Here is a 21844-nt window from a genome sequence, read left to right on the forward strand (position 1 = left end):
GTTCCGAGCCGTTCGAGCCGTTCGAGCCGTTCGAGCCGTTCGAGCCGTTCGAGCCGTTCGAGCCGTTCGAGCCGTTCGAGCCGTTCGAGCCAATACGTGACCAACACGAGTATTACAACTCATGCACGGCTCGCCCACACAATTTCTTGCGAACTTCAGGACATTCATTCATGACCACCCATATAGCCCATCAGCCTCGTGACATCGCCCATTGTGTCAGCGCCTACCTGCAAGCCGGAGATATCGACGGCATCACGTCGATGTTCCACCCGGATTGTCAGATATTCTTTCCTCCGGATCAGCCACCAAGTATTGGAATAGCCGGAGCGCGCGCCGCGTTCGAAGGCTTCCTGGATCTGCGCCCGGAGATCAGGAGTGAGGTTTTCAGTGAAGTCATCATCGGTGATATTGCCCTGCTTCGTGCCAACTGGAGCGTAGTGGCCCCCGATGGCAGCATCCTGGCGGAGGGACAATCGACAGAGGTGGCCAAGAGGCTGGACAACGGCGGCTGGGGCTATCTGATCGACTGCCCCTATGGTCCACCGAATCTGGGTTGAGCTCACCTCGCCCTTGTCGACGAAAGCAAGCCGCTGGTTCCACCTTTGCAGTTAATGACGGATTGCTGAAACATCTCATGACCGGAGCAGCGAACGCCTCCCCCTGGAACCGCGAAGCAGATTCCGCTCACTCCGCCTTGGCAATATCGCACACCAACGCTCTAGCCGGCGCATCGCTGCGATTGTAGACCCAGTGCACGGTATCTTCATTTTCAGGAAAGGTGCCGTAGCCTTGAGACGTGAAGGTTCTCTCACCGGCAGGCTGACCCTCGATCCATTCTCCCTGCACGACTGTCACGATACCTGGTCGATCCTTGTGGCTGTGCTCGGCAATCTGTCCATTGGGCGCGATTTCCACAGAACGCATGCGCATCGTATAACCAGCGAGCCCGATGGTCGCCTGCAATGTGGAGGGCGACAGTTCGGCCAAAAGCTCCACGGACAAACCCCTGTGCTCCGTGGGGCCGCTCGGTGCAGCCTGAACCCTCGGAGTCAACACTGCTCCTGATCCACCTTGAAACCATGGACGGCTGGACCGAGTGGTATCAGAGTGCCGGTGCTGAACCACCGGTGTTTCCTCGTGGTCCGACCTTCCCACACTGCTAACTTGCAATCACTGCTGCTGAACAGGGTGTAGAGGTAGCGCTTTCCATCGATGCCATGGCCCGGAGTTCACTGCAGGACCGGCGACTTGTCAGATTGTTCGATACTGCCATACAGATGCCGTATTCCATCTACTCGGTCGCTTACCCGGAGACGCGTCGGCAGGATCCGATGATTCACCGATTTTCACGCTGGATTCACCAGGAGTCTGCGCAGCAGGGAGTCTCTCCGGAAACTCCTGCATCGACGCAGCTTTGAATGGCATGAAGCTATCTCCAATTCATTCGCTCACCCTGCATGGATCGGCTTTCTTTGAAATCAAGCCGGATCAGCCCGCTGTTTCGATCCGATTGGCAGTTGCCTACTCGTCTCCATCTGTTTCAGACTTGCATTTCATGACAAGACTCATTGCCGCTCGGGCACTCTGTCTCTGATGGGATCACCCCGTTCCAGTGCCCTCACTTCATGCCATCCATGGATCACTCTTGACAATGTACCGCCTGAATGGCGGACTTGCTTGTCAGCACAGCAAGAACGCATTCGAGCAAGTCTCCCGATCCGGCTCAGTACTCCGGGTGCCGACATAGCCAGACACCGACCATCAGCATCAGGGCAGGCACCATGAACTTGACCCAAAGCGCTGCCGAACTCAGCAGGATGATCAGGGCACTCACTGACATCATGCCCACGGCAAATACCTTGGCTCGACGTGGCACTGCTCGGCGATCCCGCCAACGCTGAATGGCCGGACCATGGCGAGGATGCGTCAACAGCCATTGTTCCAGTCGAGGCCAGCCCTTGCCCCCCGCCCAGGCAGCGGCAATCAGAAACGGTACGGTAGGCAATACGGGCAACGGGATACCCGCAATGCCCAGGGCAAGACACGTCAATGCCAATGCTCTCCAGAGAATGATCTTCAGGGAAAACTCCACTCGATGAACTCCGGAGAAGACAGGATGACTGATCAAGGCCATTGGCCAGCAGCAACATGAGCCCTTTGCAGAGCGCCTGCCGCCAGCACGGTCCACTGACGCTGGATATGCTAGTCCTGTCCACCCCTTCTCACAAGCAGGCACGCATTGCGCCATACCCGCTGCATTCGCAGATCATTGTCCCCGAGAGCTCCCCACAATGCCATGGCCACTGTCGATACGGTACTATAACGCCGGAATTTCATTGACTTGTCAGACCGAAGCGTTGACCGATGACCGATAGGCCGATAGCGGGACTAGGCACCGGTTCCTGATCGGCACACCATCCGATAGATGCAGGCAAAAAGCCCTCCGCATGCCTTGATCAGCATGGACAGACCACCACCGGGTTCGTTAAACTGCACGACAGGATCGCAGCCGACGAGCCAGGGCATAGCGATGCACCACAGATTCAACGGTTGGTAAAGTTGATATGGAACCGTAAGAAAAAGACCATCCCTACTGATGGCAGTCGGGGTCCCATGAATAAAGCACCACGCCCGCAAAACGAATCTGAAAGGGTTGCCGCACTCGAGCGCTATGGCATTCTGGATACACCCTCCGATGCGGTACTCGACAGTCTTGTACAGGCCACCGCAAACCTTTGCGAAGCACCCATCGCACTGATCGCTCTGATCGACGCAGAACGGTTCTGGGTCAAGTCCTGTGTCGGCATGCAGTTACCAACCTTGCCGCGAGACCATACATTATGCAATCAGGCCATCCTGCAGCCCCATGAAATTCTGGAGGTGGAAGATGCGCGCCTCAATGAACAGTTCAAAGACAGCGTGCTTGTCACCAGCTCCCTGGGTCTTCGCTTCTACGCTGGCTGCCCATTGGTGACACCCGACGGTCATGCTGTGGGCACCTTGTGTGTCGTTGACACGAATCCACGGCGACTCACGGAGCAGCAGAGAGATGGCCTGCACCAGCTGGCCAGAACCGTTGTTTTACTATTCGATGACCGCCTGACATCCAGGGTCAACGCGATCGACAGCATCATAGAACAAGCGACTCTGGACGGCGTGATGATCACCAATGCCACGCTGCCGCATAATCCCATCACCTACGTCAATCGGGCATTCGAATTGATCACGGGATACTCCAAGGAAGAGGTGCTGGGCAAGAGTCCCAGGTTTCTGCAAGGCCCGGACACCGATCCTGCTACCACCGCCACGATGGCCGCCGCCATTGCGCAGCGAGAATCCTGCAAGATCACCCTGAAGAACTATCGCAAGGATGGCTCTGAATTCTGGAACGACCTGACGATATCACCGGTCACGGATACAACCGGTAATATCGGCAACCTGGTGGGCGTCATGCGCAACGTCTCGGATCGATTCCTGGCGGAAGACCGTTCCATCCGCCTGTCCAGAACAAGGCAGGAACGTGAACAGGCGCGAGCCAGCCGGAATCGACTGGCACAGATTGTCGAGGATTCCTCCAACGAGATCTACGTCTGTGATGCAGTCAGCTTCCAGATCCTGAATGCCAATCGCGCCGCACGCAATAATCTGGGATACACCATCGAAGAATCCCAGCAGCTATTCCCCTGGGACTTTGTCGAAGGAATGACCCCGGAGAGCGTTCTGGATCTTGTCGAGTCACTGATATCCGGTGAGGTCGAATACCATGCATTCGAGAGCGTCCACAGACGAAAGGACGGCAGCACCTATCCGGCTTCCGTCCATCTGCAATTCATGGCAACTCAGAACCCTCCGGTTTTCACGGCCATCATTCAGGATATCAGTGAGCGGCATCGGCAGGAAGAAAGTGTACGACTACGCGAACGAGCCATCGAAGCGGTGGATGTCGGCGTCACCATCATTGACGCAACCCGGGAAGACAACCCACTGGTCTATGTCAATCAGACCCTGTGCAAGATGACGGGCTACACAGCCGACGAACTGCTTGGCAAGGGTGCAGGCATTCTGCAGAGAGACAATTACCAGCAATTGCAGCATCTGCAGATCAAGGCTGCCCAGGAAAAAGGCGAATCGGTACAGGTGCTGTTCAAGAGCACCCGCAAGGATGGCTCGGAGTTCATGAACGACCTGTCTCTTTCCCCGGTCTTCAGCACGGACGGACAATTGACTCACTATATCGGCATCAACCGCGATGTGACCTTGAAGCTCGAAACGGAAGAGTGGTCGCAGCGCTCACGAAAGATCGAAGCCGTCGGCCAGCTGGCAGGAGGCATTGCGCACGACTTCAACAATCTTCTCAGTGTCATCGCCGGGAACATCGAATTCCTGAGCATGGGAATCACGGACGAACGTCATCGCGACTATCTTTCCAGGGCAGAGAGTGCCGCACAGATGGGCGCTCGGCTGACTCGCAGACTATTGAGCTTCGCCCGGCAGGGCCAATTGGAGCCCACAGTGCTCAATGCCAACGAGCATGTTCTGGGGGCCATAGAACTGCTTCGTTCGACCATCGGAGAAGACATCTCCCTGACAGCCAATCTGTCCGACGACCTGTGGAGCATTCTTGCAGACGCCAGCGAGATCGAGAACACCGTGGTGAATCTGGTCATCAATGCCCGCGATGCCATGCCGCAGGGCGGGAGCATCACCATTGAAACCAGGAACCTGAGAATCACCGAAGCAGGTCATGACGAGGCGGTCGGCGTGCCGCCGGGGGACTACATACGATTGTCAGTGTCGGATACCGGCAGCGGTATGGATGATGCGGTGAAAGCTCGGGTCTTCGAGCCATTCTTCACCACCAAGGATGCCAACTCGGGCCTGGGACTGGCATCCATCCATGGCTTCGCACAACAGTCTGGAGGAGATGTGCATGTTCATTCCGACCTGGATCATGGTTCGGTCATCCACGTCTATCTGCCCAGCTATAGCGATATGATTGCCAGCGCCGGTGAGGAAAAAGCCCCCCCTGCCGAACATCAGAGCAGCGTTATCAGTCGCATACTGGTCGTTGAAGACAACGAAATGGTGCGAGACCTCACCGTCAAGCGATTGCACGTGCTGGGCTATGACACCGAACAGGCAGATGATGGACCCACAGCCATCAGGATACTCGAGTCCGACCCGGCCTTCGATCTGATCCTCACCGATATCGTGATGGGAGGCGGCATGTCAGGTGTGGATGTAGCGCGATGGGCTCAAGCCCATCTGCCTCAATGCGCGATTCTGCTGACATCCGGATACAATGAACAGACCGCTGAAGCCAGAGATGTCGACATGGACTTGCTTCGAGTACTGCAGAAGCCCTACTCGATGACCGAGTTGCAGCAGAGGGTCAATGAAGCTCTTGCCAGAGTACCCAGCGATGCCTGAGCATCTCTCGAGGATCGCCTGTTGACAGCCTCAACGAGTCTTTGCCCTCACCGGGTTTCATGATGGTCAGCACAGCGCATGAGCCTGAGCTTTGCTCGGACTGGACAAGCCTGACAGCACCTCATGCAAGGGCTGCGGGGTGCCCGATACCGGACCTGCGAAACGCCTGACACCCTTGCTGGTCAACAGCTCGGCTTCTTCCTGTGTATCCACACAGGAGGACACCAGCGAGGCACCCGCAGATTTCGTGATGGCCAACAATGCGTCCAGAGTTGCATTATCTGACGATCCGGGACGCAGCTTCTTCATCAGCTCACGCCCGAGATGCACTTCTGCATACGGAACATGTCGCAGTGGTGCCATCACTTCCAGGTTGTCTGCGCGAATCTCGAAGCCCAGACGAAAGTCACTGGCAGTGAGGCGCTGATGTACCTCCTTCAATACCGGCGAATCGTAAACGGTTTCCACACCATGGAGTATGAAGGTGATGTGGCGAATGGGGACTCGTGACAGGGCATTGCTGCGCAGCAGCTCATCCACCAGAGTCGGCACGATGACAAAGGCACGCGCGGGCACAGGCAATACGAAATGGATGCGCCCCACTTCCGCCGGACTCAGACGTGATGCTGCGCTCAGCGCCATCGCCATGACCCATCTGGCGAAATCGGCACCGCCATCGTTCTTGGCGATCGCATCTCCGATCAGTTCACGCATCAGGATGCCCGGCGTGAGTGCGTCTCCCACGGTCTTTGGTTCCATACTGACCCAATGACGGACATCGTGGCGTCGACGTGCGCCATGCACCCGACGACGGTCGTCGGAATGATCACAGACAAGATTGGTCATCAGCCGTGCACTGGCTTCCTGTTTCCGTCCGTCTTCCGGCTCATGGCTGCGTTTTCCGCGAAAAGCCACACTGATATCGGCGTTGATTCGCCGGAACGTGGTCTCCTGACCCGGTTCGGCAGACAGGTCTGCAGCATAGATGGCTCCTCGCCCGGATTCCTTCGCTGCGTACAGAGCTTCATCGGAAGCAGCAAGCAATGTCGCGGCATCCAGTCCCGGCTGATTGATATTGACCAGACCGATACTCGCTCCGACGCTGAGTCGTTCACTTTCCCAGGTCAGGCGATATTTCATGACAAAGCTCAAGACATCCAGGGCACTCTTCTCGGCCTTGTTGCTGGATATGCCCGGCAGCAGTATGGCGAACTCGTCACCACCCAGACGCGCAACCAGATCATCACGGCGTACCAGTCGTTTGAAACCCTGGGTGATTTCGCGCAACAATGCATCCCCGGCCGCATGACCGTACAGATCATTGATCGGCTTGAACCGGTCCAGATCGATCATCAACAAGGTATGCGAGGGTGTACCGTCTTCCAGAAGCTGGCTCAATCGGTTCTCGAACTGCCGCCGGTTGGCTGCGCCGGTCAGCGCATCGTGAAGCGCAGCATGGTTGTCCACACCACGAGCGGTTTCCAGTTCCTGCAGGCGCGACGTCAACCTGAACAACCTGATACCGAGAACGATGACTATCAGTATCGAACCATAGGACGCGAGCGCCTGAGCATGATCGAAGGACGGTAGCCAGCTGAGGCCCGCTGTGCCGGTCAGATGTGGCCAGGACGCCAACGTCAGCAACGCAAGCATCAAGGCACAGGGAAAGAAGATGGGGTACTCCGCCGAGTGGCTAAGCTTCTGAGCTGACAAATCCTTCATACGTCCTGGGCTTATCGCGGGAAAATCCTCGTTAAGACAGATAGCGACCACGCCACTTCCGAAATGCATGAGCACGACAACTGATTGCGTGAATTCGCGCAAATATCGGCAAATATATCTACATTGTCATTCATGCTGCCGAACAGCGTCGCTGGCACCGCTGATGGATTCCATTATCGCCGAGCACGAACCTTGCCACTGCCCTGTCCTCCTGCGAACGTCGCCGTCGAGATCGAGCACCGTCAGAACCGTGTCAACTGGAGCGCGCCACAACCATGATCAAGTGCAATACCACGGGTACAACACAACACACCTGCCAGGACCCGTAGCCGTCAGGACACCTGTGGTCTCAGTTCGATGACCGTCATCTCGCAGCGGGTGCCGAAGCGCAGGATAGGCCCCCAGGTACCGGTTCCCTGCGAAACGAACAGATGGCTGAGCGCCTTGCGAAAATGCCCTGCCACATGCGCATACCGAATACGCACCAGCCAACCGAAAGGCCAGATCTGCCCCTTGTGTGTATGACCGGACAACATCAGGTCTATACCGTGCTGAATGGCCGCCGACCAGAGGTCCGGTTGATGGTAGAGCAGTATCCTGAACGCAGTATCGGTTGACTCAGACGAGCCGCAGAGCGCATTCAACGCCTCCTGTGCCTGCTGAACATGTTGCCTGTCCTCCACGCCCAGAATGTGAATGTCATCGACAACGGCGACGGTATCGCTCAGTACGGTGACACCATGACCGGCAATGATATCCAGCGCCTTGGAATAATCGACATAACGCTCGTGATTGCCACTGCAGTAGAAGACCGGGAAATCCAGCCCGGCCAGTGGCAGAAGCGAGTCGGCTGAGACATTCTCGTCAATCAGATCGCCGGTGATCAGCAGCATGTCCGGCTGCTGTGCACTAACAAGATCAATCACCTTTCGCAGCCAGGCCGCTCGTCTCGATCCGATATGCACGTCGCTGATCTGCACCAGTCGCTGAGGCCTGCGGATCTTGGGGCTGATGATTTCCAGCGGCGTCAGGTGAATGCGATGCGCAGCGTACAGAGCGACAGCAAGAAACATCGCGAACAGACAGACTGCAAGCCAACCTGCCGTCGCGTGATCGATCAGCAGTGACAACAGTGCCCCGCACAGAGCCGCCGAGAAGCCGATTGCGCTGATACCCAGATACTGGAAAATCCACCAGCGAATGCCGGCGCTTGAACTACGGAACACCACGATCAGCAGTACAAGCGGCAAGGGAATGAACATCAGACTGCTCAACCAACCCGCATGGAATGCGGCCCCCTGGAGCAATGCCAGTACCGTTGCCGGTGGGGCAATGAAGACAAGCCACAGTACTGCGACCATGGTGAGAATTCGGAGTAGTGCGTTCACTGATGCTGTCGCGCCCTGAATGGTGGCGCTAAAATATCATGTCTGCGGTGACATTCGGCATCCCCCGAAGGATGGTTCAGACCGAGCAACCAAGGGCATCATGCAGCGCCTTGCGCAGATCATCCAGGCGATACGGTTTTTGCAGTACGTGCAGATCGCCGCCACCAGGCCGGTTCTCACTGTCGGCCGGACCGCTGAACCCGGACGTCATCAATACCCGACACTCGGGTCTGTTGGTCTGCACCCAGTCGGCCACGTCATAACCACTGACGCCACCGGGCATGACTACATCCGACAGGACGATATCCAAGTCATGTCGAGACTGAAGCAACTCGAGTGCCTTGATGCCATCTTCCACCGCCAGCGTTTGAAAGCCCAGGGTCTGCAGCTGTTGAACCGTCAGGTCGCGCACCGTCTCCTTGTCTTCGACGACCAGTATCCTGGAATCCGAAAAGCATCGACAGGTATCCTCGACAACACTGTCCGGCAAACTGGACGGAGAACTCTGCGGTATGTGTCTTGGCAGATAGACGCTGACGCGGGTGCCGCCACCTTCCGTCGACTTCACCTTGACACAACCTCCTGATTGCTTGGCAAAGCCGAATACGGATGCCAGCCCGAGACCACCACCCTCGCCTTCAGGTTTCGTGGTGAAAAACGGCTCGAATATCCGCCCTTGTATTGATTCACTGATGCCCGGACCATTGTCCATGACACAGAGTCGCACGTATTCTCCCGGCTCCAGATCCAGCTGCTCTCGCCCGATCACCTCACCATCGAGCACGACATTGGACGTGAAAATGGTGATGGAGCCACCTTGAGACATCGCATCCCGGGCATTGATCGTCAGATTGATGACAGCAGTCTCTATCTCTCCGGGGTCTGTCAGGGTTTGCCACAGATTGTCTTCCAGCTCCTCTTGCAGAGTTATGGTTTCTCCGATCGTCGGGGCAAGCAGAGCCATGGCATTGTGAACATGGTCGTTGACATTGGTCACAGACGGCACCAGTCGCTGCTGACTGGCAAAGGACAGCAGCCGACGAGTCAAGTGCGCCCCCATGTGCGCTGCGTTTTCGGCCCCCTTGATGCGCGCCATCTGCGCACTGTCCTTGACGCCGGTTCTGAGCAATTCCAGATTACCGACGATCACGCTCAGCAGATTGTTGAAATCATGAGCCAGGCCTCCGGACAGCTGTCCGATGGCCTTTATCTTCTGAGCCTGATGCAGCTTTTCTTCAGCCAGGAGTCGTTGCGTGATATCTCGATGGAGTCCGATGTAATGAGTCATTTCGCCCGCGGCATTCAACACCGGGGATATGGAAACTTCCGTCTTGTAGTTGCTGCCATCCTTTCTTGTCGCATCCAGTATGACATTGACAGGTTTTGCGTTCTCCAGCGCATGCCTGACCGACAGCAGATCGGGCTGGTTCATGGCATTCTTGCGCAGAAAGTCGGTGCTCTGACCCAGCAATTCCTCGGCACTGTAGCCGGACATGTCACACACTGCCTGATTGACGTAGACAATGGTCCGGCCCGGCTTACCGGCATTGGCAATGATGATGCCCTCGCTCACCGCTGCCAGTGCCCGCTCTCGCAACTGCGCGCTTTCTATCTGAGTTTGCAGTTCACTCAGATCCTGTGCAATGGTCACCAGCACCGGAGGCGACTGGTGCTCCATGAGTTGCATGCGCGCCCTGACCGGATAACCGGTTCCATCCTTGCGGGTGTGGCGGCATTCGCAATCGATGTGACTGCTGCTGCCCTGGAGCAGCGGCTGGATCATCTCGAGCATGCTCTGCTTCGTGTGGTGCGTGACAAACTGCCAGGGCATCATGGTGCTCAGTTCGTCGGCCGAGTATCCCAGGTTTTTCTGAGCGGCCCGATTGGTATTGATGATCTCGAGCGTGGACATGTCGCACACGATGACCTCATCAACCATGTCTTCAACCAGGCGGGACAGACGACGGTGCGTATCCTGTATCTCAGCCTGCTCCAGACAGGACAGCGCCAACGAGTCCAGCGTGGCGGCGATCTCTCCCAGTTCATTGCTGGAGGCAAGGTTGGTACGAGCCGTATAATCCCCTGCTGCGATGGCACGTGTCGTTCCAACGAGTTTTCGCAATGGTTTGACCACCACCTGATGCAGCAGGTACCAGAGCAGGCCCGCCACAACCGTCAGTAACAGAGCGACCAGCAAGGCCTGTGACCACAAGGTCACCAGCAATCGCTTGTAGGACTCCTCCAGATCGATGCTGATGGCCACATGACCTGCAACGGGCACCTCGCTCCCTGCCTGCCCGGCAGGCGCGGAAAAGGCGAATACGCCCAGCATCTGCCGTGCTCCGTCCGACTGACTCTGAACCCGGTTGGCAATACCGCCGGATTCTTCGATCAGCACTGCTGCGCGATGGAGTTCGCTGGACTCGAGCCGGCTACCTCGCAACTCGACATCGCTCGAGTACAGTATGGTGTTGGCCTCGTCGACCACGACAACCAGACTGACATCCGGCATATGGCGCATGGATTCCATTTCCGCGTCGAGCAGACCATCCTCTCCCAGGGCCAGCATTCGCTGGGTGATGTCGGTCAGACGAGGCCCCATGTAGGCCAGTCGCTGTTCCGACAACTGTCGAAACTGGGATTTCTGATAACTGTAGGAAATACTCAGATAGAAGCTGAGCAGAATGAAACCAGCTCCCAGAACCAGCAGCGGAATAACCGTATTCAGTGACCACTTGTCTTTCACAATCATCGCTCCCTGAAGCTGGACCACGGCAGTTCGGCAGGCACCATCTGTTCTCCAGAGCAATGGCGTCTCGGGATGTCATGGGGCCAGTATTCCACAACTGTCGGAACAACGGGTTCTCCCGGACCGGCCATCCGACCAGATCACACAGGCTGACAGTCCATGACGTCCTGCAAAGTCTTGCGCAAGTCCTCCATACGATAGGGCTTAGGAAGTACGTGCAGTTCGGTAACAGGCATTTCGTGCTGCTTGTCTGCCGAATCATTGAAACCGGAGGTCAGCAGTATGTGACAGTCCTGGCGGTGTTGGCGCACCCATTGCGCCACGTCGTAGCCGCTGATACCGCCTGGCATGACGACATCGGACAACACCACGTCCACCTCTGCCCCGGATTGGAGCAAACCGATGGCTTCCATTCCGTTTTCTGCCTCCAGAGTTTCGAACCCCAGAGCCTGTAGTTGCTGAACCGTCAATTGACGCACCATTTCCTTGTCTTCCACCACCAGAATCTTCAGACCAGTCAGACAACGCGCCGTCGCCTCGGCAGTCCGGGACAGGGGACGTGAACGACCAGCGCTCGCGACATGCCTGGGCAGATAGACGCTGACGGACGTCCCGACGCCTTCGGTGGATGACACCTTCACACAACCACCGGATTGTCTGGCGAAGCCGTATACCGAGGACAGGCCCAGACCACTGCCCTTGTCCTCCGACTTGGTCGTGAAGAACGGTTCGAACAATCTGTCCTGCGCCCATTCGCTGATGCCCGAGCCGTCATCCATGACACACAACCTGACGTACTGTCCGGTTTTCACGTCCAGCGGTTCAATGGCGTCATCAGCCTCCACGTCGACATTGGCTGTACGTATGATGATGGTGCCACCGTGAGGCATCGCATCGCGCGCATTGATCGTCAGGTTGATGACAGCTGTTTCTATTTCGCCCGGGTCCGTCAGGGTGTCCCACAACTCCGGAGCCAGTTCCTCGTTCAGTGAGATCGTCTCACCAATGGTTGGAGCCAACAGCGCCAGCGCATTGCCGATATGGTCATTCAGGTTCGTCACCACCGGCGCCAGCCGCTGACGGCTGGCAAATGACAGAAGCTTGCGAGTCAGATGAGCTCCCATATGAGCGGCATTCTCTGCGCCCTCTATCCTTGCCAGCCGGGCTTCATCACTGATACCCACCTTGAGCAGTTCCAGATTGCCGACGATCACGCTGAGCAGGTTGTTGAAATCGTGTGCCAGCCCGCCCGATAGATGTCCGATAGCCTTGATCTTCTGAGCCTGATGCAGTTTTTCTTCCGTCTCGAGTCGCTGCGTGACATCGCGATGAATGCCGATATAGTGAGTCAGCTCTCCAGAGGCGTTGAACACCGGTGATATGGATACATCGGCGACATAGGCACTACCATCCTTGCGGGTTGCATCCAGCTGAACCTGAGCGGAGCCGGCTCTCAACAGTGCTTCGTTCAATACGGTCAGACCAGGTTGATCCATGTTGTTTCTGCGAAGAATGTCGATATTGCTGCCCAGCAGTTCCTCCTCGCTGTATCCGGTCAACTCGGTGATTGCAGGATTGGCATAGACAATGAGCCGCTTGTCGATTCCGGCATCGGTAATGATGATACCTTCGCCTACCGCCGCCATGGCGCGCTCACGCAGACGCGCATTCTCCTCCTGCACCCTGAGTTCCGACAGGTCTCGCGAAATCGTGACCAGCACCGGGGGCGACTGATGCGCCATGTATTGTATTCTCGACCTGACTGGATAGAAGGAGCCATCCTTGCGGAAATGCATCGACTCGCAATCCCTGTGCGTCTGCAGGCCTGCAAGCAGAGGTTGGAGTGCTTCGCGAAAGCTCTCTTCCGAATGCCCGACGACAAAATCCCAGGGCCCCAGCCCCAATAGCTCCTCAGCGCTGTAGCCCAGATTGTTCTGGGCGGCCTTGTTGCAGTTGAGGACTTCAAGCGTTTCAGCGTCGTTGACATACACTTCATCAACCATGTCATCCACCAGATGGGACAGGCGCTTGTGCAGCTCCTGCAATTCGATCTGCTCCAGACAGGACACTGCCAGAGAGTCGAGACTGGCGGATATCTCGCCCAGCTCATTAGCTGACACCAGATTGCTGCGCGCGCTGAAATCACCGCCTGCAATGGCTCGGGTCGTCTGCACGATCCTTTGCAGTGGCAGCATCAGCATTCGATGCAGCACGTACCAGAGAAGACCCGCGACCGTTGCCAGCAGCACGGCAGTCACCAGCCCCTGCACCCACAACTCACGGGACAGAAGCAGATAGGAGCCCTCCAGATCGAGGCTGATGGCGACATGAGCAGCTGGCGAGAAATGGCTCGTGGAATCCGAATCGGCCGAAAGCAACGGGAAGATACCGATCAATTGCTGACTATCATCCATCCCGAACACGGATCGATCCGCGGCGGCATCATGCCCGACGGCTATCAGCGTCGCTGCCAACGCCAGGTCTGTAGACTGCAGGGGCAGGCCTTGCAGCCTTGCATCACTGGCATGCAGCACCTTGCCGATGTCATCGACGATGACAACGTGATCGATATCCTGCAGTCTGCGCAAGGACTGCAACTCCATGTCCAGAATGCCGAGTTCATTCAACTGCAACAGTCGCACTGCCATGTCCGCGGCATGAGGGCCGATGGATGCCAGCCGCTGCTCCGCCGATTGCCGATGCTGGCGCTTCTTGTGCTCATGAGAAATGAGCAGGTATACCGCCAGAAGCACCAACCCTGCACCCAGCACCAGAGTCGTTATCACGGTATTCAGTGACTTCTTGCTTCTCACGACCGATTCCCTCGACACGTAATCCGACCTGGACCTCAGGCAGATGCGGGCATCAGAAGATTCCCATACCTCACTCAACTGGCTGAAAAGTCATGATTTTCAGTACCCCACGAGCTGAAACAACAAGCATGACGAGTAGCTTGTCGGCAATGACGGCACGGGGGTCATGCATGATAGTGACAAAGTATAACCAATCCCGCCAATACGCCACGGACCAACAGGTGACACGCGATAGCCGAGGGAAGCCGGATACACTCTCCAGCGCGTGACGACTGCGCAAGGTAGCGAGCTTCGAGTCCCGGTTACGAGATGGAATGCCGTCGTTAGAACCTGACGCCGACCCTGCATGCACAATGACGCATTTGCTTGTACGATGCCTTTGAGGGTTACGGCATTTCGCCGTTCCCCATCACTGGAGACAGGCCATGAAAGTCATCACCCGCCTTCTAGCCACATCGGCTGTCGCCGTGGCCGGCACGGCACTCGCTCAGGTTCCACTCACCGACTCCAGCGTCATGTCGATACACGACGACATTCTGACTCTGGATACGCATATAGACATCGGAGCAGGCTACGGCACACCTGCACTGGACCCTGCGGTTCTGAATCGAGCTCAGGTCAATCTGCCTTCCATGCGCGCGGGAGGACTCGACGCCGGCTTTTTCATTGTCTACACACCACAAGGTGAACTGAACGACGAAGGTCATGCCGCAGCGGTGGAAGCTGCCGAGGAGAAGTATCGCGGCATTCTGCGAATGCTGCGCGCCAACACTGGCACCATCGGTCTTGCAAAGACTTCCGATGAGGTCGAAACCCTGAACGAAAAAGGCATGCTGGCCGCCCTGATCGGTATCGAGAACAGTTCGCCGCTCGGGAATACGCCTGAAGAGGTCAGGCAATCAGTTGCCATGTGGGCCGAGCGCGGCGCTCGCTACGCGTCCATCACACACTTCGGACACAACCAGTTCGGAGGCTCGTCCAACCCGTCATTGCAACGTGGTGATGGTGAGGACCCCGGACTCAGCGAACTCGGACGCGTGCTGATCGAAGCGCTCAACGATCACGGCATCATGGTGGATATCAGCCATGTCGGGCCGACAACAGCGGCCGATGCCATGGCCTTGTCCAGAGCCCCCATCATCGCCTCGCACTCGACCGTATACGCCGTTTACGCCAATGCGCGGGGACTGTCCGATGAACAGCTTGCTGCCATCCGCGACGACGGCGGTGTTGCCCATATCACCGCCTTTCGCTCCTATCTGGCAGCGGTGGACCCCAAGATCTCTGCGGCCATCGATGAACTGCGAGAAGAACTCGGGCTTGTCACTGGCGCTGATCGTCGCGCCGCGTCTCCGGAACAACTGACGCACTACACACGCGAAGTGGCCAGAATCCGCCAGGAGTTCGAAGACGTCACCCTGGAACAGTTCCTCGACCATGTCGATCATGCGGTCGAGGTTGCCGGCATCGATCACGTCGGCCTCTCCGGCGACTTTGACGGTGGCGGCGGCGTCGAGGGTTGGGACGGTGCAGCAGATTCGCCCAACGTCACGGCGGCCCTGTTGCAGCGCGGTTACTCCCGGGATGATCTGGCCAAGATGTGGGGAGGCAATCTGTTGCGTGTGCTGCGTGATGTACAGGCACAAGCAGAGAACTCATGAGCGAGTCCGGCTGACGACCGGCGGCAAGGCGCAGAGGCGGCAGTCAGGCCTCTGCGTCAGCGCTCACCGACGGCCGATCTGCCTTGCTTCATCGTGAAGCCCGACGAACAAACAGGAATTCTCCAGCTTCGTGACCGGCGTGGCGAATGGGTGCATAGCGAACATCGGCCCGCGACAGAATCTGCCTGAAGCGTTTCACTGATGCCTCTCGGATGGCGGCATACAGGCGGCTCACCGGGACGATATCCCCCGATGTATCCAGGGCATCGAGCAAGGCCGTGGTAAACGGTGACTCGCGTACTGCCTCCGTGTCCGTCGACCAGGATAGAGCTATACCGGACGACAACACGCTGCGCACTCTTGCCTGGACCATCTTCCGGTACCACAGGGTCTGTTCCTCATCCCCCTGCTCCTGCAACGGCACCGGCACAGCGGTGGAAGTCAGTGTCTCGGGGGCGCAGGCATCGGCGATCAGCAGGACGTTTCTGGCCGGCAGGGCGTCGATGATGCTGACCAGCGAAGGCAGGGACAACCAGGACTCGTTCCTGACAGGGTCCGCATCGCGCAGCAGCCAGTAGGAAGGCGCATAGGCCGATGCCGGTTTGCAATGCCCGGAATAATACAATACGAAGTTATCCTGTTCATCAAGCCTTGTCTGATACTCGCCCAATCGGGTCAGCAGTTCCGCCTTGCCAGGGTCGATCAACAACCGCGTACTGAACCCGAACTCCCTGGTCAGAAAGTGATCCACTCGCTGCGCATCCGCAGTGGCATGATGCAGAGGTCCGAATTGCTGATAGTCACCGACGCCGACTATCAAAGCGTGATAATCGCCAAAATCGATAGTCCGCGAAGTATCGAGCTGTGATCCAGGTGATCGCTCCTCGACGGTCGTCGAGGTGATGGATGCACTTGCCACAAACGGCTCGCGCAATTGGAACTTGCGTTGAAACTTTTCCTCTGCCGAGTCCTGCGCAACGATATCCAGAAAATCGCTGCCCTGGCGGTCATAGTTGAACACACCGTCACTGTCCCAGGGGTGGGTATTCTGGTTGATCTGCAGCCGCGATAGTGAATGGCTGGGCTGGATCTGACCGATCACCTGCTGATGCGAGGCATCAGGCAAATAGGCAATCAGCGCTCCATTGCGCAATATCTCGGTTCGCAGATTGACCAGCTCGATACGCAGGCCAGCGTAACTGACCTGGCTGACGGCATCGGCCATGGGAATGTCCTCGACCACCGTTGCCGTCAGCAGAGCCTGTCCGGTGATGCTCAGCTTCTGCTCGAGATGCTCGATTTCCTGCTCTCGCCGGGCCAGTTTTCCTTCCAGCTCGGCCAGCTTGCGTGCCGACTCGGCAGCACTGGCACCGAACTGCTGTTGCAGAGCATCCACTTCCTGTTGATGAAGCGCTGTTTGCTGTCGGTATCGCTGCTCCAGGAGTTGCACTTCTGCCTGCTGCGCATCCAGTCCGGCCTGAGCCTCCTCACGCCGTTGTTCCAGTTCCTGCAGCTGTCGAGCAAGATCCTGCTGCTCACGAATACTCTGCGCATCCTGCAAGGCGACGTCTTGCTGACGGCGCTGCAACTGATCGAGTTGTGCCAGAAGTGTCGCCTCACTGTCACGATACTGCGTCATTTGCCCTTGCAGCCTGTTCTCACTGTCTCGCGCCCTTGCCAGCTCTTCCGTGAGCTGTTCCACGCGTATCAGAGCATTCTTCAGAGGACGATCGTCAGTGATTGCCGCCTGACGCTGCCGAGCGAGCACTTTGCGTTGTTCATCAGCAGCCTGTTGCAGCTGGCGCAGACTCTGCTGCGAATGGCGTAATGCAGCTTGCTGCTCCTGATGGCTTTTCTCCATCTCGAGCAAGCGCTGACGCGCCTCATCAAGCTCGGCCTGCGTTCTGTCCAGGGTGGTCTTCTGCGATTTTCGAACAGCGAGATCGGCATGTGTCACGTACTCCAGCGTACCGCCGTCCAGACCTGCGGCTTCACGGTACAACTGCAGCGCCCGACTCACGTCCTTCTCCACACCCAGCCCTGTCTCGTACAGATACCCCAGATTGATGCGCGCCCTGTCGTGCCCCTGAGCGGCGGCCAGACCATACCAACGCGCGGCCTCGGCAAAGTCGGCCTCGACGCCCATGCCCTTTTCGAAGATCTCCCCCACATAGGTCTGCGCCTCGGGGTCATCGTCCTTGGCCGCCTGCAGCCAGACATTCAGGGAGGTACGGAAATCCGCACGGTCGTAGCGCACGAAGTCACCACCGCGTATGGCGCAGGTATTCGCTGTGGTTTTTACCGGGCGGTGAGGTTCCTGGTAGATTCGGCCCTTGCCCAATTGCCTGACACGACCCGGCAACAGACAGTCCACCGGGAGCAGTTCATTGACATCGGCCCCCGGAGGCAGCTCGATCACGGGCGGCGGTGTCGAACCGCAGGCTGACAACAGACACACCAGTACAAGACAGGTGAGTGGCGAAACGTTTCTGGCCATGATCACCGCATCCGCTATTCATGGGTCTGCCAGTATTGGACAAACTCGCCTTTTGTTCAATTGACCGGCCATGGCAATAAGCATAGGGTGGTGTTCTGTCAATGCACCTGAACGGCGTTTCTCCGTATTTCCACAGGGAAATGCATGCCAATCCGGCCAGGTCCATGATGTAGACAGCGAGGGAACTGCCATGCGAATCCCACTCATCGACGAGCCTTGTCATCACACTGGAGCGACACCGAGACCTGTCGGGAAGAATCAGATTCGGGCTCGCTGCGGCAACTTCTTGTCGATCTACCTGCCCCTTCTGTTGACAGTCTGGTGTCTGCCAGCAGCCATTGCGCAGGACGGATCCTCCTTCATCCTTCCCGCGGCACAGACTTTCCAGGTATCGAGTGAATCCCCCGACACCAGCCATTCATTCAGAATCATTGCCATCCAGTCGGACTCGGGAGGCTCGGAGGAACTGCTTTCTCTACATCTTTGCCAGGGTAGTTGTGTGACTTCCGATGGGCAATTGTCATCGGACAGCAATCTCGTGACGTCTTCATCGACGCTGGACACGGACAATGGCTCATGGTCCTTCATCGACACATGCGGTTCCATTGATGAATTCTGCTCGGCGGAAGTCACTTTCACGGCCCTGTCGCCCGGCACGGGCTCCGTGCAACTGGTTGCCGAGTACGAACGAGTCAACTTTACCACCGACAATGCAGAAATCTTCTATACCTCTGCTCTTTTGCAATCCACCACCGAAGAGACCGAGATCGTTCAGACCTTCGACGTCAGCACCGGTGTGTCCAGCAGTGCCGAAGGGTCCCGAGTCCCCATCTCCGTGACTCGCTCTGCCGATCCATGCTGCGAGGGCCTGGACTCTCTGACCCTGTCGCTGAGCATCGGCAGCTCCTCCAGCGCCACCGAGGGGGTGGACTTTGCATTCGTATCCGGCTCGCAACTGAGCTGGGACGTTGGCGAAACCGGGGTCAGGAATGCACTGATCGACATATTCGTCGACGACGAGAATGAAATCGCGGAAACGATTCTGGTCTTGCTCGATACCAGTTCCCTGCCCGCCAATGCCATCGTGCAGAACGGGCAGGTAGCCATCGAGATACTGGCAGATGACGCGCCACAGGAGCTGACATCGGCGGTGCTGGCGGGCGATGAACAGAACCTGGTGCCGGGGGATGAAGGTGATGATCTGGTACTGAGTGTGAGCGAGGGTGCGCTGGGACAACCTGCTGCCGGCGCTCGCGTGGAATGGAGCGTCATTCCGGAAGGCGCGGCCCTGCTCAACCAGACGGTCACGTTTACCGATGAGGACGGCATCAGCAGCAATTTCATCAGCGAGGTACTGGCGCGAGGCTTCATACAGGTATTTGCCACCGCCGACGTCGCCCCGATCATCGCCGCATCTCCTCCCACGGCAGAAAGCGCAATGGCAGCATCGTCGAACAATGCCGACAGGTCATCGACAGCCACGGCGAACAGCAAGATCGACCCACCGGCAGCACCTGATCTTGCCAGCAATGTCGTTCGTTTCATTGTTCGCTCGGGCTTTCTGACAGGCACGGGGCTCACAAAGAACCAATCCAGCACGGGTGGAGCACTGGACAACGCCTGCGCCGAGCTGGATCGCCTGCAGGCTGTGGACGAAGACCTGACGGAAGCCCAGATCGATCTGGATGCAACCTGTGACGATCTGAATGATGAAGTGGGTGAGGCCGGTCTGGCAGGAGCCATCAACCGACTGATGCCGGAAGAGGCCTTTGCCATGGCCGACTCCAGCGTGGAGATGTCCGATATCCAGGTAACCAATGTCTACAACCGGATCAACGCCCTGCGCGGCGGTGCCGGTGGCGGCGTGGATCTGTCCGGCTTCAGCCTGAACTATCAGGATCAGTATATACCCGGCGCTGTATTCAATGCGGTACAGAGAACACTGGCAGCCAGCGACGTCGAGAACAGTCTGCCCGGCGGCACGCCACGGCTTGGCGTATTCGTCAATGGCAGACTGTCGGTTGGCGAGACCGAGAGAACCAATCAACAGAAAGGGGCCGATTTCAGCACACAAGGCATCACCCTGGGAGCTGACTACCGGCTCTCCACACGTCTGGTACTGGGCGGCAGTATCGGTTACGCCTCTTCGCAGACCGACTTCACTTCGGACAGTGACAGCCTGGATGTCGAGGGCATTTTCCTGACCCTGTTCGGCACCTGGTACCATCGCGATCTGGCCTATGTGGACCTTGTACTGCAATCCGGGGACAACAGCTACGACAGCGTCAGACGGATCAACCTGCCAGGCCGACCGACCCTGTTTGCCAATGGCAGCACCGATGCCCGCCTGACCTCACTGACCATCGGGCTTGGCAAACAGTTTCAGCGAGAGCAATGGGAATTCGGTCCCTATCTACGGGCAACGGCCACATCCGCCGATGTGGATGGCTACACGGAAACCACCGCCAGCCAGAGCCGGGGCTTTGGCTCGGTTCTGAGCATCGGCTCGCATTCGATCAAGTCCACCACGGTATCGGCCGGCGTGCAGGTATCGACATCGGTCAGCACGTCCCGCGTGGTACTGGTACCTCAACTGTGGGTAGAGGGCGAGTTCGAGAATGAAAGCGACAAGGACGACATCAGCGCCCGCTTTGTGCACGACCCGACAGGTACTGTCTTCAGTATCGAAGGCAATGAACGAGACGCCTCCTACGTCAACTACGGGCTGGGTACCAGCATATTCTGGCCCGGCTTTCGCAGCCTGTTTGTCTTCTACGAATCCCAGCTGGCGCATGACTACACCACGCAATACTGGTTGAAGTTTGGCGCGCGTTTCAACTTCTGATGCGCTCGACCCACCCCGGCCCCTAGCCTCGAGTCTGCCCATGTCCACTCAGGAAATCGATGACACCGCAGATGCCGACAACCGAGGCGTGCTGCGCCGCGCCCTGGGCAGTGCCTCCTTTGTCGAGAAGGCCGGACTGCTGTTGCTGACCGCCTTGCTGTCCGGTGTGCTGATCCCCCTGTGCTTCATGTATCTGGAGGCTCGTTCTGCAACTCGGGAAAGAATACAGGCGCAACAGGCCAGTGAACGGGCCAGGCAACTGGAAGCCGACCGGGAGCGCGACAAGGCCATACTCGAAGCCCAGTCGGAGATGCTGATGCAGTTCTCCGATGTGCTCATGACCTACGAGACTCTGGCACTGGACGTGTCGTGGTATGGCACCCCCAATATCGACAATGAGCAGATGCTGAACCTTGCCTATCAGCGTTACAGCGAGCAGACACCCGAACTGCTGACCCGTTGGCGACTTCAGGCCAGTCGTGCCTCCATTCTCGTCGACCCCGAAATAGCACAGAAAATGTCGTTGTTTCTGCTGGATGTGATGGCGGAGCAGGATCTCAATCTCAACCGACTCTACAGTCAGGGCGCTGCCCCACCGGACTGGCAACAACAACACGAGATCAGCAATGCCATGTTGCATCGTGCCAACGATCTGTTCAAGGAACTGGCAAAGGATATCGGCATTACTCGGGAGAGCCTGTTGCAATAGCACCGTGCATGATGATTGCCCTACTGGCGA

General features: G+C 57.5%; 13 protein-coding genes. 6 read left to right on the plus strand and 7 right to left on the minus strand.

Annotated features, from left to right (window positions below; genetic code table 11):
* Positions 1–170 precede the first annotated feature (170 nt).
* On the plus strand, positions 171–557 hold the full coding sequence (locus ACUNV4_RS12220; RefSeq protein WP_430878835.1) for a YybH family protein: 387 nt from the start codon (positions 171–173) through the stop codon (positions 555–557).
* A 127-nt stretch (positions 558–684) separates the two neighbouring features.
* On the opposite strand, the gene ACUNV4_RS12225 is transcribed toward ACUNV4_RS12220, so the two are convergent.
* Complete coding sequence (locus ACUNV4_RS12225) at positions 685–996, minus strand: cupin domain-containing protein (protein ID WP_430878836.1); 312 nt, start codon at positions 994–996, stop codon at positions 685–687.
* Between the two features lie 221 nt (positions 997–1217).
* Between ACUNV4_RS12225 and ACUNV4_RS12230 the strand changes: the two genes are divergently transcribed.
* The gene (locus ACUNV4_RS12230) at positions 1218–1418 is read left to right on the plus strand and encodes a hypothetical protein (RefSeq protein ID WP_430878837.1); all 201 of its coding nucleotides are present in this window, start codon (positions 1218–1220) and stop codon (positions 1416–1418) included.
* A gap of 305 nt (positions 1419–1723) precedes the next feature.
* Here ACUNV4_RS12230 and ACUNV4_RS12235 read toward each other — a convergent pair whose 3' ends face one another.
* Positions 1724–2128: a YbaN family protein gene (locus ACUNV4_RS12235; RefSeq protein WP_430878838.1), complete on the minus strand. Its 405-nt coding sequence runs from the start codon at positions 2126–2128 to the stop codon at positions 1724–1726.
* A 485-nt stretch (positions 2129–2613) separates the two neighbouring features.
* Here ACUNV4_RS12235 and ACUNV4_RS12240 point away from each other — a divergent pair, with 485 nt between their 5' ends.
* Positions 2614–5430 carry a PAS domain S-box protein gene (locus tag ACUNV4_RS12240; protein WP_430878839.1) on the plus strand — a complete coding sequence of 939 codons (2817 nt, stop codon included), beginning with the start codon at positions 2614–2616 and terminating at the stop codon, positions 5428–5430.
* 66 nt (positions 5431–5496) lie between these two features.
* Here the strand turns inward: ACUNV4_RS12240 and ACUNV4_RS12245 are convergent, their stop codons facing one another.
* The 4 genes from ACUNV4_RS12245 to ACUNV4_RS12260 form a co-directional block, all read right to left on the minus strand.
* Positions 5497–7152, minus strand: coding sequence for a bifunctional diguanylate cyclase/phosphodiesterase (locus ACUNV4_RS12245; RefSeq protein WP_430878840.1), 1656 nt, complete (start codon positions 7150–7152; stop codon positions 5497–5499).
* Between the two features lie 332 nt (positions 7153–7484).
* Positions 7485–8513 (minus strand): metallophosphoesterase, encoded by a 1029-nt coding sequence (locus tag ACUNV4_RS12250; protein WP_430878841.1) that lies wholly within the window; start codon positions 8511–8513, stop codon positions 7485–7487.
* Positions 8514–8616: 103 nt separating this feature from the next.
* The gene (locus ACUNV4_RS12255) at positions 8617–11286 is read right to left on the minus strand and encodes a PAS domain S-box protein (RefSeq protein WP_430878842.1); all 2670 of its coding nucleotides are present in this window, start codon (positions 11284–11286) and stop codon (positions 8617–8619) included.
* 143 nt (positions 11287–11429) lie between these two features.
* Entirely contained in the window at positions 11430–14102 is a 2673-nt protein-coding gene (locus ACUNV4_RS12260; RefSeq protein ID WP_430878843.1) for a PAS domain S-box protein, read from the minus strand.
* Between the two features lie 425 nt (positions 14103–14527).
* Here ACUNV4_RS12260 and ACUNV4_RS12265 point away from each other — a divergent pair, with 425 nt between their 5' ends.
* Positions 14528–15763 (plus strand): dipeptidase, encoded by a 1236-nt coding sequence (locus ACUNV4_RS12265; RefSeq protein ID WP_430878844.1) that lies wholly within the window; start codon positions 14528–14530, stop codon positions 15761–15763.
* 88 nt (positions 15764–15851) lie between these two features.
* Here the strand turns inward: ACUNV4_RS12265 and ACUNV4_RS12270 are convergent, their stop codons facing one another.
* Positions 15852–18260, minus strand: a complete 2409-nt coding sequence (locus ACUNV4_RS12270; protein ID WP_430878845.1) for a caspase family protein — start codon at positions 18258–18260, stop codon at positions 15852–15854.
* A gap of 190 nt (positions 18261–18450) precedes the next feature.
* Here ACUNV4_RS12270 and ACUNV4_RS12275 point away from each other — a divergent pair, with 190 nt between their 5' ends.
* Both ACUNV4_RS12275 and ACUNV4_RS12280 read left to right on the plus strand, forming a co-directional pair.
* Positions 18451–21105 (plus strand): autotransporter outer membrane beta-barrel domain-containing protein, encoded by a 2655-nt coding sequence (locus ACUNV4_RS12275; RefSeq protein ID WP_430878846.1) that lies wholly within the window; start codon positions 18451–18453, stop codon positions 21103–21105.
* 40 nt (positions 21106–21145) lie between these two features.
* Complete coding sequence (locus tag ACUNV4_RS12280) at positions 21146–21814, plus strand: hypothetical protein (protein ID WP_430878847.1); 669 nt, start codon at positions 21146–21148, stop codon at positions 21812–21814.
* The last annotated feature ends 30 nt before the right edge of the window (positions 21815–21844 follow it).

Source organism: Granulosicoccus sp. 3-233 (genome assembly GCF_052681095.1).